The following is a 15,631-nucleotide window of genomic DNA, read 5'->3' as shown; positions in this document are numbered from 1 at the left end:
TTTATGCTCCGTAAAGCTCTGTACTTAGGTATCTCTCGCCATTATCTGGAGCTATGAAAAGTACTTTTTTGCCAGCGCCAAGTCTTTTAGCCACTCTTTTTGCAGCCACGTAAGCAGCACCACCGCTTATACCTATCATGAGTCCATCACTTTTAGCGATTGCTCTAGCTGCGTTTAGCGCATCATCGTTGCTCACTTTTTCTACTTCACTAACTAGGCTCATATTCATAGTATTTGGCAAAAATCCGGCTCCAATGCCTTGAATTTTATGTGGTCCTGGGTTACCACCACTTAAAACCGGCGATGCTTCAGGCTCAACTGCGATGATCTTAGTATCATAGCCTTTTTCTTTTAAAATTTTTGCTACGCCACTTATTGTACCACCTGTGCCAACGCCAGCTACAAATGCATCAAGCTTACTAAAATCAGCCACAATTTCAGCTGCTGTTGTTAGTTCGTGAGCTTGTGGGTTATACTTGTTTTCAAACTGGCTTAACATTATATGATTTGGCTGAGCTGCTAGCTCTGTAGCTCTTGCGATCGCTGCTTTCATGCCACCAGACGCTGGAGTAAGCTCAAGTTGTGCGCCATAAGCAGCCACTATTTTGCGTCTTTCGATACTCATGCTCTCTGGCATGCAAAGTATCACTTTAAAACCAAGTGCAGCACCGCACATCGCTACACCAATGCCAGTATTTCCGCTCGTTGGTTCAACGATAGTATCACCATGTTTTAGCGTACCGTCAGCTAGCATTTTGGTTATCATATTAAATGCGATCCTATCTTTTACAGAGCCACCTGGGTTAAAAAACTCTAGTTTTACGTAAATTTCGGCTTCATCAGCACCTGTTTTTATCTTTACAATAGGTGTATTACCAATCGTTTTAACGATGTTATCGTAAATCATCACTCCTCCTAAATTAAATAAGATAAATTTTGTGTAAATTTAGCACAGAATTTTAAAATAGATTATAAAAAGTCCCAACCTTTGGCAAATTTATAAAGAGTTGTTACATATTAGTAGTTTAATTTTTAATGCTGCTTAATATTTTTTGACCATTTTGGCTTAAGATTTTACCTTTGAAATTTTCCTTGCAAAACTCCAAAATAAGAGCGTGATAGAGTTTTAAAATTTCAACCTCATCAAATTCCTCACTATCAAGAAATTTATAAATTTCATTATAATCAAGCGAGCTAAACCACTCAGCCGCCTCGTCGTAGCTCTCAAAAGTATAGTCAAAATACGCCATTATCCTAAGTGCGTAAGCATCAACGACCATATATGGCTTGCCACAAGCATATGCCAGCATTGCATCACAAGTCTCGGCTCCAACACCTTTTACGCTTATGAGCCACTCACGACTTACATTTTCTTTGAAATTTTCAAAATCCTCAAATTCATTTCTTATGGCTTGGCAAAGCGTCTTTAGCCGTTTAGCCTTTGTATTATAAAAACCACTTGGCTTTATAAGCGTGGCAAGTTCGCTGTTTTCAAGTGTGCAAATGCCTTGCAGGCTATCTTTACCTGCGTTTTTTAGATTATCTAGCGCCTTTTCTACATTTTTCCAGTTAGTATTTTGCACCAAGATAGCTCCCAAAATAATCTCGAAAGTGCCCTCACCTGGCCATTTTAGCTCATCAAAATTTCTGCTTTTGTGATTAAATAAGGTTAAAAATAGATCGGTTGAAGTCATTTTAAATTTTCTTTAAAAGTTAGATAAAACTGCTTTGCTGTTCTGCCACTTCTGCTGGCTCTAAGTGTTGCGAAATTTTTAGCAAGCGTATGAAGCTCCTCTTTGTCACCTGCGTAGTCTTTAAAGTAAAAATCAACCATTTTTAGGTACTCGTCGTAGTTGCCTTGATAAAAGCTGATCCAAAGGCCAAAGCGATCTGAGAGAGAAATTTTCTCCTGAGCTGCGTCGCTGTAGTGAATTTCGCCGTCAATTAGCTCTGAGTTTTCATTCTCGCTTTTAAACTCGCTTATTAGGTGTCTGCGGTTTGATGTAGCGTATAAAAGGACGTTTTTTGGCGGCTTTTGGATAGAGCCATCCATGATAGGCTTTAGAAATTTGTACTCATTGTTACCATTTTCAAAGCTTAGATCGTCGCAAAAAATGATAAATTTAAACTCACTCTTTCTGATCTCATCGATGATGTCACCAAGGTATTTTAGATCCTCGCAGCCGATCTCAATGATGCGAAGTCCCTCTTTATAAAATTTAGTAAAAACAGCCCTTACAAGGCTTGACTTGCCACATCCTCTCTCGCCCCAAAGAAGCACGTGATTTGCGTCTTTACCTTCTATAAAATTTAGAGTATTTTTTAGCAAAATTTCTTTTTGTTTCTCCAACCCATAAAGCGAGTCGATATCGACAAAATCAATATCATCAACTGGTTTTAGCATGCCTTTTGTGCTTTTATAAATCGCTGCGTATTTCACACCCCAATCTATCATTTCTTATCCTTTCTTAGATAGACCAAAATTTCAGCCAAAACATCGTCATCGTCCTTGCTACGTGACTTTAGCCTGATCTTCTCATCATCATTTTTTGTTATTAGTATGTTTTGCTCGCTGTTTGAGATCGTTTTTATGCCAGCTTTTAGGGCTAAAATTTTAATGATGATGACATCTAAAAACTGCTTTGTAAACGTATCTATCTTGCCAAATCTATCCTCAAGCTCACTTTGTATCTCATAGACCTCAGCGACTTCTTTGCACTTGCTAAGGCGCCTATAAATTTCAAGTCGTAGTCTATCTTCTCTTATAAATTCTTGATTTAAAAAGGCACTCACACTAAGCTTTAGATCGATCTTGTCAAGCTTTGCGGAGTCTTGATTTAGCAGCTTGTTTATCTCATCTTCTAGCATTTTTAGATATAGTGAGTAGCCGATAGCCTCAATGTGGCCGCTTTGTGCCTCGCCGATGATGTTACCACCACCTCTTATCTCAAGGTCGTGATACGCTAACACTGAGCCAGCGCCCAAAAATGAGTTGCCCTCAAGTGCGACAAGACGTTTTAGCGCGTCTTTGCTAATGGCGTTTTTATCTTCTACCAAAAAGTAGCAGTAGGCCTGCTTGTCGCTTCTGCCCACGCGACCACGCAGCTGATGCAGATCAGCCATGCCAAATTTATTGGCATTTTCTACGATTATGGTGTTTGCATTTGGTAAGTGAATACCGCTTTCAACGATGCTGGTGCAAAGCAGTAAGTCATATTCGCCCCGCTCAAATTTCATTATCTCATCTTCAGCGACTTTTGCATTTACCTTTGAGTGAAGTATCAAAATCCTAAGCTTTGGCAAAATTTTTCTTAGCTCATTTGCCGTCTGCTCGATATCTGCGATGTGGTTGTGGATGTAAAAAGTCTGTCCACCACGTCTTAGCTCACGCATGATCGCCTCTTTGACGACCTTTTCGTCCCACTCTCTCATACTGGTTCTCACATCCAACCTCGAGTTTGGCGGAGTGGCCAAAATGCTATATGTTTTTATCTTGCTAAGCGCCATATTTAGGCTTCTTGGTATCGGTGTGGCGCTCATACTTAAGATGTGCGAGTGCTGAGAAATTTCTTTTAGCTGCTCTTTTTGCTTAACGCCAAATTTATGCTCTTCATCAACTACTATAAGCCCTAAATTTTCAGCCTTTACGCCAAGAAGCGCATGCGTACCCACGCAAACTATAGGCTCATTTTCTTTTAGCGCTTTTTGTAGGTTTGATTTTTCTTTGGCACTTGAGAAGCGATCCAGCCTAAAGACCTTTATGCCAAATTTGCTAAATCTTTGGCTTAGCGTCTTGTAGTGCTGTGAGCTAAGAAGCGTCGTTGGCACAAAGAAAAACGCGCTAAAGCCTGATTTTATGCAGGTAAATATAGCATTCATCGCTACTTCAGTCTTGCCAAAGCCAACGTCTCCGCTAAGTAGCCTATCCATGACCTTGCCGCTTTTTAGCTCATCCCTTATATCATTTACCGCCTTTTGCTGGTCGCTCGTGTATGAAAAGCCAGCGTCTTGGACGAAATTTAGATAAGAAATATCCTCTTTTTGTAAAATTTTGCCTGCGATTAGCTCCCTTTTTGCAGCCATTGCTACGATCTTTGAGGCGATCGCGAAGAGTTTTTCTCTAACCTTTTCTTTTATCTTGGCAAAATTTGCCTTACCTAAGCGGTCCAGTACCGCCATAGAGCCATTTTGCGCAATGTAGCGGTCTATTAAATTTAGATGTTCAACCGGCAAAAGAAGCTTGTCGTCATTTTGGTAGGCGATAACCACAAATTCTTTCGTCGCGCCTAAAACCTTGATCTTTTCAAGGCCCAAAAAACGTCCTATACCATAATCTTCATGCACGACGTAGTCATTTACTTTTAGCTCATCCACCACGAGACTTGAGCGTTTAACTCGCCTTTTTTTCTCAAATTTATTTAGTGATACTACGATCTTATCACTTGAGGTTAAATTTACTACAAGGGGTGAAATTTCAAGCTTGACGTTGACAAAACCATCAAGCTCATAGCCTTTAAAAAGCCCCTCATTTCTTGAAAGAACGGTTATGTTTTTGCTCTTATTTAGCTCAAAAAAGTCAAAATTTAAAGTAACTTCTAGATCTTTATAGGTCTTTGACTCAGGCAAAATTTCAATACCCTTAAATTTCTCCTCAGGCACATCATAAATTTCAAAATCGATCTTTTTAACAAGCTTTGAGTCAAATTCTTTTAAATAGTCACTAAAGCTATCTATCGCCCAAAATCCAAGTGAATTTAGGTCGCTCACCAAGGCGTCGCTTTGCATATCCTCGATCTTTTGGCTGACCTTTTCAAACTCGTCTTTGCTCAAATTTGCGATAAATGGCACGATCTCGGCTTCGCTTAGCTCAGCTTTATTGCTAATTTGCGTTGCGGTGCTATAATTTCTTATGCTCTCCACCTCATCGCCAAAGAGTAAAATTCTAACAGGATCTTCCATATTTACGCCGTAAATGTCAATGACTTCGCCACGAATGCTAAACTCGCCAACGCTCTCAACGATATCGACGCACTCGTAGCCAAAGCGTATGAGCAAGTCGGCAAATTCGCTTAAATTTAGATTATCTTTTAGCTTGATTGTTGAGCTTTCTAGGTTTTTTTGCGTTGGAAGTGGGTTTAAAAGTGTGCTAAATGGGCTTATGATGATCTTTTTGCCATCAAATTTATAGTATTTGCTAAGAACGGATGAAATTTCAAAAAGCTCTTCGTTAAAGCTTCTTAGATCATCGCCCTTTTTAGCTCTAAAATCAGGTAGTTTAAATGCGCTAAAGCCAGCAAAACTGGCCGTATCCGCACAAAGTGCCGCCTCTTTGTCATCTTCACAGATGAGAATTTGTGGGGCGTGTGTTAAAAGATACTCATAGACCTTTGCTTGCATAGTACTCTTTTAAAAAGGCTTCGGCCAAGTGAAACGAACCAAATGCTAGGTAAATTTTGCCGTTTTTTGCATCTTTTATATCGTTCATATCGCTTGACTCAAACTCTCTATGCGAAATTTTAAGCTCGTTTAACGCTTTATTTATGAGCTCTCCGCCAAGCTCCCTACCCTCGCAGTGATAGTGATAAAGCAGCACATCCTCAACGACTGGCTTTAAAGCTGCCAAAACCGCTTTGAAATCTTTATCCAAGAACGAATTATATACCAAGGTAAGCTTCTTGCCAACAAACTCACCTTGGCTAAATTTCTTAGCAACAGCCTTTGCGCCAAGCTCGTTGTGACCGACATCAACGTATAAATTTGAAGCGATCTTTTCGCATCTGCCTCGAAGCGTAAGAGCACCCAGCTTTTTGATATCTATGCTGCTATCTAAAATTTTAGCCGCAGCGTAGGCTAGAGTTAAATTTGATCGTAAAAACTCTGGCAGATTAAATTTATTTGCATAGTTTGCGATCTCGTTTAAATTTTCTTTGGTTAAAATTTCTCTTGGGAAGCTTAAAGTGGAGCCTTTTTCACTTGTGATCTCTTTTGCGATAGCGATACTTGTATCGTTCATTTCGTCATTTAAAATAGCTCTTTTGCCCATAGCCTCAAATTTCGTACGTGAGATTTCTTCCAAACTATCCCCAAGAACTGCCGTGTGATCAAGCCCAATAGGCGTAAAAATGCTTAACTCTTTTTCAAAAACATTTGTCGCATCAAGCACACCGCCCATACCAGCTTCGCAGACAAAATAATCGCAACCCTCAAAAAGTACCGCAGAAATCAGCGTCATATACTCAAAATAGCTCGTTTTTATCTTGTACTCGTCACTTAAAAGAGCCTGCAAGCGCTCGTGAGCTGCTTCTAAAATTTCATCGCTAGCGACCTCGCCATTTAGCCAAAATCGCTCGTTAAATTTAAATATATGAGGGCTCGTGTAGTGCCCTACTTTTGCACCATTTTGGCTTAAAATTTGCGCTAAAAAGCGGCCAGTGCTGCCTTTGCCATTTGTGCCTATTACGTGAATAATCTTAAATGGCTTTATGTGCTCTTTTATAGTCGCATACGCTCTAATGATCCTACCATAATCAATCTCTTTGTAGTAAAGTGGTTTGCCATCAAGAAATTTAGCTAGGCTCATTTTTCCTCGATTATCTTTGGCATTACTTGATTTCTACCATTCTCTTTTGAGAGATAAAGCATCTTATCAGCAGCCTCAAGTGTCATCGTCTCGCTTAAATTTGCACTTCTTGTCGCTATGCCGGAGCTTATAGTAACCTTGATACGCTCATTTTTATAGATAAATTTGAAATTTTCTATCATACTTCTTAACTTATCTCCAAATTTAACACTATCTTTTAAGCCAGTGCTTGGAAGTAAGATTACAAATTCTTCGCCGCCATATCTACCAACAAAATCAACCTTTCTAGCATTTTTCTTAAGTACTTGAGCCACTGCTGAAAGAATAACATCTCCGGCCTCATGTCCATAAGTATCGTTTATGCTTTTGAAAAAGTCAATATCAACAAAGCATATAGAGTAATCAGTCCCATAGCGTTTATACGCCTCTTCAATGCGTTGAATCTCGTTCATCAATGCACGCTTAGTAGATACTTTTGTCAAAAAGTCCTCTTTGCTCTCCAGCTTGGCTTCCTCAAGCTCTTTTTCAAGGCTATTCACTCTGTTTTGAAGCTCTAAGATAGTAGCTTGCCTATTGTGCATCTCGATACCAAGCTCTTTGCTCTCGATCTCCAAAGCTCCAGCGATCTCAATAAGCATGCTTCTTACTTGATCAATGCTGTTTGTATTTAAATTTACATTTTTTAGATCATTTTTAATGCTTTTTACTTTATCAGAACTACTTTGCGAACTAACCGCGATATCAGAAATTCTCTCGCTTATATTTTGTAAGACATTATTTAACGAACCAACTTTTTCTATGATTTCCGTTCTATCTTCTTCTATTCTGCGATCAACAAATGCCTTTACCTTTTCTTGAAATTCTTTGCTATTTAAGGTTTTAGGATTTTGCTTCAAAGTACTTCTTATCGAGCTAAGCTCTTCATCAAGATCCTTTGTAATAGAAGGCTCAAGAGTAAGGCTTAAAAGCTGAATCAAAATATCCTCTTCGCCATCTTCATCTTTTTGTGCAAGAAATTTCTCAAGTTCAGAACTCATTGTCTTTAAATCATCAAAATTTCTAACACCATAATATTTCAAAAATTCTAAAAATTCAGTGTCGTACGAGCTAACAAAGTCAAACCATCTAAGGCACATTTCTTCAATATTTTTCTCATCATATCTTCTAGCAAGTAGCTGCATACTTTGCTCTGCTAAGCTTTTTGCATCTTTATTGTGAAGCATTGAGATAGCTTGGAGAATTCTTCTAGCAAATGCGTTTAGTGATTGTAATTTTTTATCATCAGTTGCAAGACTTGCTCCTTGTTGAGCACCCCTAGAGAGCCTAGCAGTCATAAAAGCGACAAACTCATCGACCGTCTTTATATGAAGGCTTAGGGCTTGATTTTTATATTCGTCACCAAGCCTTGAGATATATTTTTCTATCTTTTTACTCTCTTCTGTTGTAAAGCCATATTTTTTAGAAATTTCATTATAGACTTCAGTGTAATTCTCTGGCGTTAGCATCAAATGACGATCTTTGATCTCATTTAAGGCTTCCTTGACTATTTGACTAACGGTTACTGCTGCCATTTCTATATCCTTTTACCGCTAAACTTGCGATATACTCTTCAAAGGCTTCTTTTGATGCCTCTTTGATAGCTTCGTATTTTTGAGTATCACTAAGAATGCTGTCAGCGAATCTTACATCTTTTTGACGTCTTGCGACACTAAAGTCATACTCGCCAGTGGCTGGAATATCAACCACGCTACCATCTTTAAATTTAGTCTTATAATTTAAGCTTAAATGTGCTTTATATGACGTAATGTAGCCAAACTCATCATAAATGATCGCTTCGTAATTTAAATCTTTTACTGAAATAATTATCGAAGTATCAGCACTCTCTTTACTTGATAAATTTTTATTTAGCCTTGCGACCATACCCTCTTTTACAGCATCCTTTATCCAAACACTATTTTTTGGCTCTTCTTTGCTGATAATCACATCAACGTAAATTTTATCACCTACTAGATCATGTGTGATCTTTGAAACCGGCTTATAACTACACCCGCAGATAAATATCGCAATAAAAAATGCTAAAAAATATCTCAAAATTTATCCTTTAATGACAAAATTTACTAATTTGCCTTTTATATAAATCTCTTTTAAAATTTCTTTTCCTTCAAGCCATTTAGCCACATTTTGCTTAGCTAGCTTTAAAATTTCACTCTCACTCTTGCTTGCTGCCACTTCAAACTCAGCCCTTTTTTTGCCATTTACTGTAACTGCAAGAGCGATGCTATCTTTTACAAAAACCTCTTCTTTTACGGCTATCTTTGTGAAATTTTTCCTACCAAAAAGCTCTTCACTAAGCTCATTTGCGATGTGCGGTACGATAGGTTCTAGTAAATTTAAGATGATAAAAAAGCCTTCAGCATTTACATCGTCGTTATCCTGAGCATTTATAGCATTTAGTGCCTCCATGCAAGCAGCGATTAATGTATTAAAAGCAAATGTGTCGCCAAAAACCTCGGTTGATTTTTTAAGCGCTTCATAAATTTTTAACCTTGCAAATTTCTCGTCTTTGTTTAGGCTTTCATGATCTATCTGAGGCAGTTCGTCTATCTTTTTGATAGTTTGTGCCTTCTCCCAAAGCCTATTCAAAAACCTAAATGCGCCTTCAACTGCACTGTCGTTCCACTCAAGCTCTTTTTGAGGAGGTGCTGCAAAAAGGATAAATAGCCTTGCCGTATCAGCACCATATTTATTGATGATATCATCAGGATCTACGACATTGCCCTTACTTTTGCTCATCTTTTTGCCATCTTTTAAAACCATGCCTTGAGTTAGCAAATTTTCAAATGGCTCGTCATCCCTTAGATAGCCTAGATCTCTTAAGACCTTTTGGAAAAATCTAGCGTATAAAAGGTGCAAAATCGCATGCTCAATGCCGCCGATATACTGATCTACATTCATCCAGTAATTCACGCTCTTTTCATCAAGCGCTTTTTGCTCCCACGTCTTCTCATCGCTTGCAAATCTAGCAAAATACCAGCTACTCTCCACAAACGTATCCATCGTATCAGTCTCTCTGATCGCATCTTGTCCGCATTTTGGACACTTTGTAAATTTCCAAGTTGGATGTTTATCAAGCGGATTGCCCTCGCCTGTGATCTCGACATCTTCTGGAAGTGCGATAGGTAAATTTTCCTCTTTTTCAGGTACTACGCCACAGCATTTGCAGTGCACGACAGGTATCGGCGCACCCCAGTATCTTTGACGAGAAATTCCCCAGTCTCTTAGTTTGTAGTTTGTGATCCTTTTGCCTAGACCATCTTTTTCAAATTTTTCTATTATGAAATTTTTAGCTTCTTCTGAAGCAAGTCCATTTATAAGCTCAGAATTTATAGAAATTCCATACTCAGAGTATGCTTTAGAACCGTCGCTCTCGCCCTCAAGTGGCTTTACGACTGGTTTTATAGGTAGATTAAATTTAGTTGCAAACTCGAAGTCTCTTTGATCGTGTGCAGGGACAGCCATGATAGCGCCACTGCCGTAGTCAGCTAGGATAAAATTTGCAACCCAAACTGGGATTTTTTCATTGGTAAGTGGATGAACGACATAAATTCCTAAAAATTCTCCATCTTTTTCGCTCGCTTGACGCTCTCTTGGGCTTTGATTTAGGATTGCTTTTATCTTTGCTTTTTTGGTTTCGTCAAATTTATAACTCTCAAGAAGTGCTTTTACGATAGGATGCTCTGGCGCAAGAGCTGTGTAGCTAACGCCGTAAATCGTATCAGCTCTTGTAGTAAACACTTCAAAGCCATCAAATTTACCACCTAAAGCCTCTTTTGAAGCCTCATCAAGATAAAATTTAAACTCCAAGCCGTAGCTTCTGCCAATCCAGTTTTCTTGCATTGTAATTACTTGATTTGGCCATTTGCCTTCAAGAAGCTTCAAATCGTCAAGTAGCTCGCTAGCGTATTTTGTGATGTTAAAGTAATATCCAGGAAGCTCTTTTTGTACAACATCATTACCGCATCTCCAGCATTTACCATCCTCTACCTGCTCATTTGCAAGCACAGTTTGATCGTATTCGCACCAATTTATAATTGCATTTTTTCTATAAACAAGCCCTTTTTCAAACATCTTTATAAAAAAGCTTTGCTCCCACTTTGTGTAAAGTGGATCAGATGTGGCTAAAATTCTCTTTTTAGAAAATGAAAAACCAAGGCTTGCTAGCTCTTTTTTCATATAGTCGATGTTTTCGTAAGTCCAAATTTTAGGGTGAATTTTATGTTTTATGGCTGCGTTTTCAGCTGGCATGCCAAAGCTATCAAAGCCGATAGGATGAAGCACGTTGTAGCCGCTTTTTCTATATGATCTAGCAAGTGCATCACCGATAGAGTAGTTTCTTACATGCCCCATATGTATGCGTCCGCTTGGATAAGGAAACATACTTAGGATATATTTTTTTGGCAAGCTCAGATCGTCTTTTGGCTCAAATTCCTCATTTTTATCCCAAATTTCTTGCCATTTTTTTTCTATCTTTAAAGGCTCATATTTTATCTTCTCAGCCATTTTTTCTCCTAAAATTCTTCTTGTGATTTGCTTGACTCTATTAAAACCAAGGCTAGTGAAAATATATTTGCGATGACCGCACCAATGGCTAGCGAGTAGCTAAGCGTCATATTTTCAGAGACTTGCAATATAACAAAGGCTGGTATAAGGTGCAAGTCAGCAACCAGCGAGCTCGCAAAAAGCTCAGCTGAAAGTAAATTTTTAACGCCGATCTTAAGTAGCGTAGAAACCAAATTTATACTAGCTGCCACAAAAAGGGCGATCTCATTTTTATCGTATAAAAACTCCGCCGTGGTCGTAAGACTCATCAATGCAAAAAATATGTAGATAACTTTTCCCCAGTTCATTATCCCTCCTTACACAACGCCTTTCTCAAACATAGCACGCTCTTTTTCGCGCTCTTTTTTTATCTTTTGCTTTTCAGTCTCTCTACTTCTAAAATGCTCGATGCTAAATTTAAACCAGATAAGAAACGGCGAAGAGATGTAGATCGAACTGATCGTTCCTATGACAATACCAACGATAAGAATAAATGAAAATCCATGTATCATATCTCCACCAAACAAAAATAGCACAAGAACTGTCATCATCGTAGTTGCTGAAGTTAAGATAGTCCTTGAAAGTGTGGCTGAGACTGACTCGTTGATAACGCCTTCGATATCAGTTCGCTTGCTCTCTTTGATACCTTCTCTGATCCTATCAAAGATAATAATCGTATCATTTAGAGAGTAGCCAAGCACCGTTAAAACGGCAGCTAGCGTGTCCAAATTTACATCGATATCAAATAGTGAAATAGCACCGACAGTTATAACTATATCGTGAATTTCAGTTGCGATCGCAGCAAGCGCAAAACGCCACTCAAACCTAAATGTGATGTAGATTAATATGCCAATTAGTGAAATTCCAAGAGCCATCAAGCCTTTTTCTCTAAGCTCGTCACCAACCTTTGGTCCAACGATATCAACACGTCTTACTTCAAAATTTCCAGTATCTTTTAAAATTTGCTTTATCTCAGTGCCAATGTCACCAGTTAAATTTGAGCTTGAACCTGAAAATCTAATAACAGCCTCATCTTCGCTTCCAAACTCAGTAACAGAGGCGTTTTTAAGCACTTCATTTGTGCCAAAAGCATCACGAATTTTATCAAGTGGCGCTTTGGTGTCGTATTTTAGCTGAATAAGCGTACCGCCAGAGAAATCAATGCCGTAGTTTAGACCCTTTGTTGCAAGCAAAAAGATCGAGCCAACAAATAAAAATATAGAAAGTGCCAATGAAGCAAATCTAAACCGCATAAAATCATAAACTTTTGCCTTAGTAAAAATTTGCATCCCTAGCTCCTTTTATAGCCAAACCAAAGTCTGGTATTTCCGCTTTTTTCTATCTTGTCCATAACCGCATCAAACATGCCATGAGTACCAAGTATAGCTGTTAGCATAGAAGCCATGATACCTATTGCCATTGTTACTGCAAAGCCTTTAACCGGACCAGTGCCATAAGCGTAAAGCACTGCAACTGTAATGATAGTAGTTAAGTTTGAGTCAATAATCGCGCTCATAGCGTGCTCATAGCCCTTTTGCACGGCCGTTCTTATCGCCACGCCTTCACGCAAAAGCTCACGTATACGCTCATTTATGATGACGTTTGCATCAACCGCCATACCGATAGTTAGCACGATACCAGCCATACCTGGCAAGGTAAGTGTCGCACCAAAAAGCGCCATGACGGCTACTAATATAACAACATCCGCAACTAGTGCGATATTTGCAAAAATTCCAGAAATTCCATAATAAACTAGCATAAATAGCACGACTAAAATAGATCCAGCAGCAAGAGCTACCATGCTTTGGTTGATGCTCTCTTGACCTAAAGATGGACCGACACTTCTTTTTTCTAGCATCTTAACAGGTGCTAAAAGTGCGCCACTTCTAAGCGCGATCGCTACGTCGTGAGCCTCATCAAGAGTAAAGCCACCGCTGATCTGGCCGCTGCCGCCACCTATTCTTTCATTTATAACTGGAGCTGAATAGACCTTACCATCAAGCACGATAGCAAGCCTTTTACCGACATTTGCACCAGTAAAATCACCAAAAATTCTAGCACCTTCTGAATTTAGTGTGAAATTTATGATCGGTAGGTTATTTTGCTGAGAAAATGCAACCTTTGCGTCAGTTAGCATCGAGCCATCAAGCACAGGGATATTTTTAACGACATATTTTACGCGGTCATTTTTAGCATCTTTAAAGATCACGTCACCATAGCTTTCAGCCTCTGCCTCGCTCATGGTATTAGCCTGATCTTGTCTTTTATCATCAACTGCCATAAGCTGCAAGTGAGCGGCCTTTGCGATAAGATCTCTCGCTCTTTGCTCGTCTTCTTCGGTTTTTATGCCAGGAAGCTCGACTAGGATATTATCTTTGCCTTGTCTAGCGACTGTTGGCTCAGCTAGACCAAACTGATCAAGCCTGTTTCTAATGGTCTCAACAGCTTGTGAGATCGCATACTCGATCGTATCAAGCCTCTCTTGCTCTGTAAGAGTGATGTGATAGTTTAGACCATCTTTTTTGATATCAAGCCCTTTTATCTCAGCAAGCGCTTTATCAACCTTTGGAGCCTCGTCACTATCAAGCAGCGCAAAATCAACACTATCTTCTTTTATCTTAAATTTATCAATGAGCACATCTTCTTTTTTGGCATAATAATTTATGCTTCCAGCGATTGACTTGATCTTAGAGTGGATGGCTTCGTTAGTTTCAACACCAAGAAGCATATGAAGACCGCCTTGAAGGTCAAGTCCTAGCGAAATTTTAGCTCCGCTTTGAGTCTGAAAAAAAGATGGCACCGAAAAGCCAAAACCAAAAACCAAGGCTAATATTAATATAATTAGCCTATATGTGACTCTTGCGTTACGCATTATTTATCTTCGATCTTTTTAGCTACAAACTCGCGTGCTATACGAACGATTACATCATCGTTAAGTTTAACTTTGATAAAATCATTTTCGGCTTTAATCACTTCGCATATAAGTCCGCCATTAGTTATTATCTTATCACCTTTGTCAAGAGCTGCAAGCATTGCTGCGTGGGCTTTTTGTTGTTTTTGTTGAGGTCTGATAACCAAAAAGTAAAATATGGCGAAAAGCACAACAAGAGGTAGTAATGATGTTAAAAAATCAGCGTTTTGCATGGATTTCCTTATTTGTAAGATTTTTAAATGGGCATTTTAGCACTAAAATTATAATAAAAGCCTTTGTCGGTGCTTTTTTGCTCTCTAACTTTATTTTTTTAAGCCTCTTCGAAAATTTACTCTTAAATTTTATCTCGCCATTTTTAACTTTGACTGGAATTTGCATTATAATAAATTTAAGCAGAGCTGGTTTTTTCGTGGTTGGATTTTTCACAGGAATTTTATGGTTTTACTGGATCAGCTTTAGTTTTATCTACTATGATCTCTTCTGGCTTATACCATTTGTCATTCTCTTTGTAGCCATTGTTTATGGACTTTTATTTTGGATAGCCTCTTTTCCAAGCTTTGTGGCACTAAGAGCCGTTTTACTATTTTTAATAAGCTACGTTCATCCATTTGGCTTTAACTGGTTTAACCTTGAAGTCACGCTTGTTTTAGGGCCTTTTGAACCAAGCACGAGAGGGCTTATATTTATATTTTTAGCAGCCATCTCTTTAAGCTTAAGTAATAAATTTTTAAAATTTGGCCTAGCTTTTATCTGCCTGATCGCCGCTTTACAGTTTAAAAGTGGCGAGGTAAAAACTCTGCCATTTAACGTGGAGCTAATAAACACTAATGTCGCTCAAAGGGTGCGCTGGGATAAAAATCTACGTATGAAATTTACAAATGAAAATTTAGAAATGATAAATAACGCTATCGCCGAGCAAAAACGCCTCATCGTGCTGCCTGAAAGCGCGTTTCCACTATTTATGACAAATGAGCCACTGCTCGTTGATGAGCTAAAAGAGCTTTCAAAAAAGATAACCATCGTAGCTGGTGCGCTTGCCTATGAAAATAAGCAAATTTATAACTCTGCCTTTTTATTTCAAGATGGCACTTTTAGGCGAATGGATAAGAAATTTTTAGTGCCATTTGGCGAAGAAATTCCTTTGCCAAAATTTATGCAAGATGCGGTAAATAAGCTATTTTTTGGCGGAGCTAGCGACTTTAAAAAGGCTGAAAATTTTAGCGACTATGAGATAGACGGAGTTAAAATTAGAAATGCTATCTGCTATGAGGCGACAAAAGAGGAGCTTTATAAGGGTGAATTTGACGTGGTTGTAGCTATCACAAACAATGGCTGGTTTGTGCCAAGCAGCGAGCCTGTGCTTCAAAGGCTACTAATAAAGCACCTTGCCACAAAATACAATAAAGTCGTATATCACAGTGTAAATGGCTCAAAAAGTGAGATCATAAAACCTAAAAAAGTATTTTGGGATGAGTTTTAAAAGAGAAATTTAAAGTGGCTTTTAGATAAAGCCACTTTTT

13 protein-coding genes are annotated in these 15,631 nt (G+C 38.6%); 1 reads left to right on the top strand and 12 read right to left on the bottom strand.

Going from position 1 to position 15,631, the window contains the following annotated elements; all coding sequences use genetic code 11:
* Nucleotide 1: 1 nt before the first annotated feature.
* From cysK to yajC, 12 genes are all read right to left on the bottom strand, one after another.
* On the bottom strand, nt 2-907 hold the full coding sequence (gene cysK / locus CYP43_RS04355; RefSeq protein ID WP_103582621.1) for a cysteine synthase A: 906 nt from the start codon (nt 905-907) through the stop codon (nt 2-4).
* A 118-nt stretch (nt 908-1,025) separates the two neighbouring features.
* On the bottom strand, nt 1,026-1,694 hold the full coding sequence (locus CYP43_RS04350; RefSeq protein WP_103582620.1) for an endonuclease III domain-containing protein: 669 nt from the start codon (nt 1,692-1,694) through the stop codon (nt 1,026-1,028).
* Nucleotides 1,691-2,455 carry an ATP-binding protein gene (locus CYP43_RS04345; protein ID WP_103582619.1) on the bottom strand — a complete coding sequence of 255 codons (765 nt, stop codon included), beginning with the start codon at nt 2,453-2,455 and terminating at the stop codon, nt 1,691-1,693. Before CYP43_RS04345 ends, CYP43_RS04350 begins: the two co-directional genes overlap by 4 nt.
* Nucleotides 2,452-5,397 (bottom strand): transcription-repair coupling factor, encoded by a 2,946-nt coding sequence (gene mfd, locus CYP43_RS04340; RefSeq protein WP_103582618.1) that lies wholly within the window; start codon nt 5,395-5,397, stop codon nt 2,452-2,454. The genes CYP43_RS04345 and mfd overlap by 4 nt, the downstream gene beginning before the upstream one ends.
* Nucleotides 5,378-6,580 carry a Mur ligase family protein gene (locus CYP43_RS04335; protein ID WP_103582617.1) on the bottom strand — a complete coding sequence of 401 codons (1,203 nt, stop codon included), beginning with the start codon at nt 6,578-6,580 and terminating at the stop codon, nt 5,378-5,380. Before CYP43_RS04335 ends, mfd begins: the two co-directional genes overlap by 20 nt.
* Nucleotides 6,577-8,151, bottom strand: coding sequence for a GGDEF domain-containing protein (locus CYP43_RS04330; protein ID WP_103582616.1), 1,575 nt, complete (start codon nt 8,149-8,151; stop codon nt 6,577-6,579). The genes CYP43_RS04335 and CYP43_RS04330 overlap by 4 nt, the downstream gene beginning before the upstream one ends.
* Nucleotides 8,132-8,671: an LPS assembly lipoprotein LptE gene (lptE, locus tag CYP43_RS04325; protein WP_103582615.1), complete on the bottom strand. Its 540-nt coding sequence runs from the start codon at nt 8,669-8,671 to the stop codon at nt 8,132-8,134. Before lptE ends, CYP43_RS04330 begins: the two co-directional genes overlap by 20 nt.
* A 3-nt stretch (nt 8,672-8,674) precedes the next feature.
* On the bottom strand, nt 8,675-11,140 hold the full coding sequence (gene leuS / locus CYP43_RS04320) for a leucine--tRNA ligase (RefSeq protein ID WP_103582614.1): 2,466 nt from the start codon (nt 11,138-11,140) through the stop codon (nt 8,675-8,677).
* A gap of 8 nt (nt 11,141-11,148) precedes the next feature.
* Nucleotides 11,149-11,487, bottom strand: a complete 339-nt coding sequence (locus CYP43_RS04315) for a DUF6394 family protein (protein ID WP_103582613.1) — start codon at nt 11,485-11,487, stop codon at nt 11,149-11,151.
* A 9-nt stretch (nt 11,488-11,496) separates the two neighbouring features.
* Nucleotides 11,497-12,468, bottom strand: coding sequence for a protein translocase subunit SecF (gene secF / locus CYP43_RS04310; protein WP_103582612.1), 972 nt, complete (start codon nt 12,466-12,468; stop codon nt 11,497-11,499).
* A 2-nt stretch (nt 12,469-12,470) separates the two neighbouring features.
* On the bottom strand, nt 12,471-14,051 hold the full coding sequence (gene secD / locus CYP43_RS04305; protein WP_087582390.1) for a protein translocase subunit SecD: 1,581 nt from the start codon (nt 14,049-14,051) through the stop codon (nt 12,471-12,473).
* Nucleotides 14,051-14,323, bottom strand: a complete 273-nt coding sequence (gene yajC, locus CYP43_RS04300; protein ID WP_021090619.1) for a preprotein translocase subunit YajC — start codon at nt 14,321-14,323, stop codon at nt 14,051-14,053. Before yajC ends, secD begins: the two co-directional genes overlap by 1 nt.
* Here yajC and CYP43_RS04295 point away from each other — a divergent pair.
* The gene (locus CYP43_RS04295) at nt 14,299-15,591 is read left to right on the top strand and encodes an apolipoprotein N-acyltransferase (RefSeq protein ID WP_180998640.1); all 1,293 of its coding nucleotides are present in this window, start codon (nt 14,299-14,301) and stop codon (nt 15,589-15,591) included. The genes yajC and CYP43_RS04295 overlap by 25 nt on opposite strands.
* Nucleotides 15,592-15,631 lie beyond the last annotated feature (40 nt).

The organism is Campylobacter concisus, assembly GCF_002913045.1.
GTDB lineage: Bacteria > Campylobacterota > Campylobacteria > Campylobacterales > Campylobacteraceae > Campylobacter_A > Campylobacter_A concisus_AP.
The sequence above is the reverse complement of the archived record's forward strand: the minus strand, read 5'-3'. Positions and strand labels throughout refer to the sequence as shown.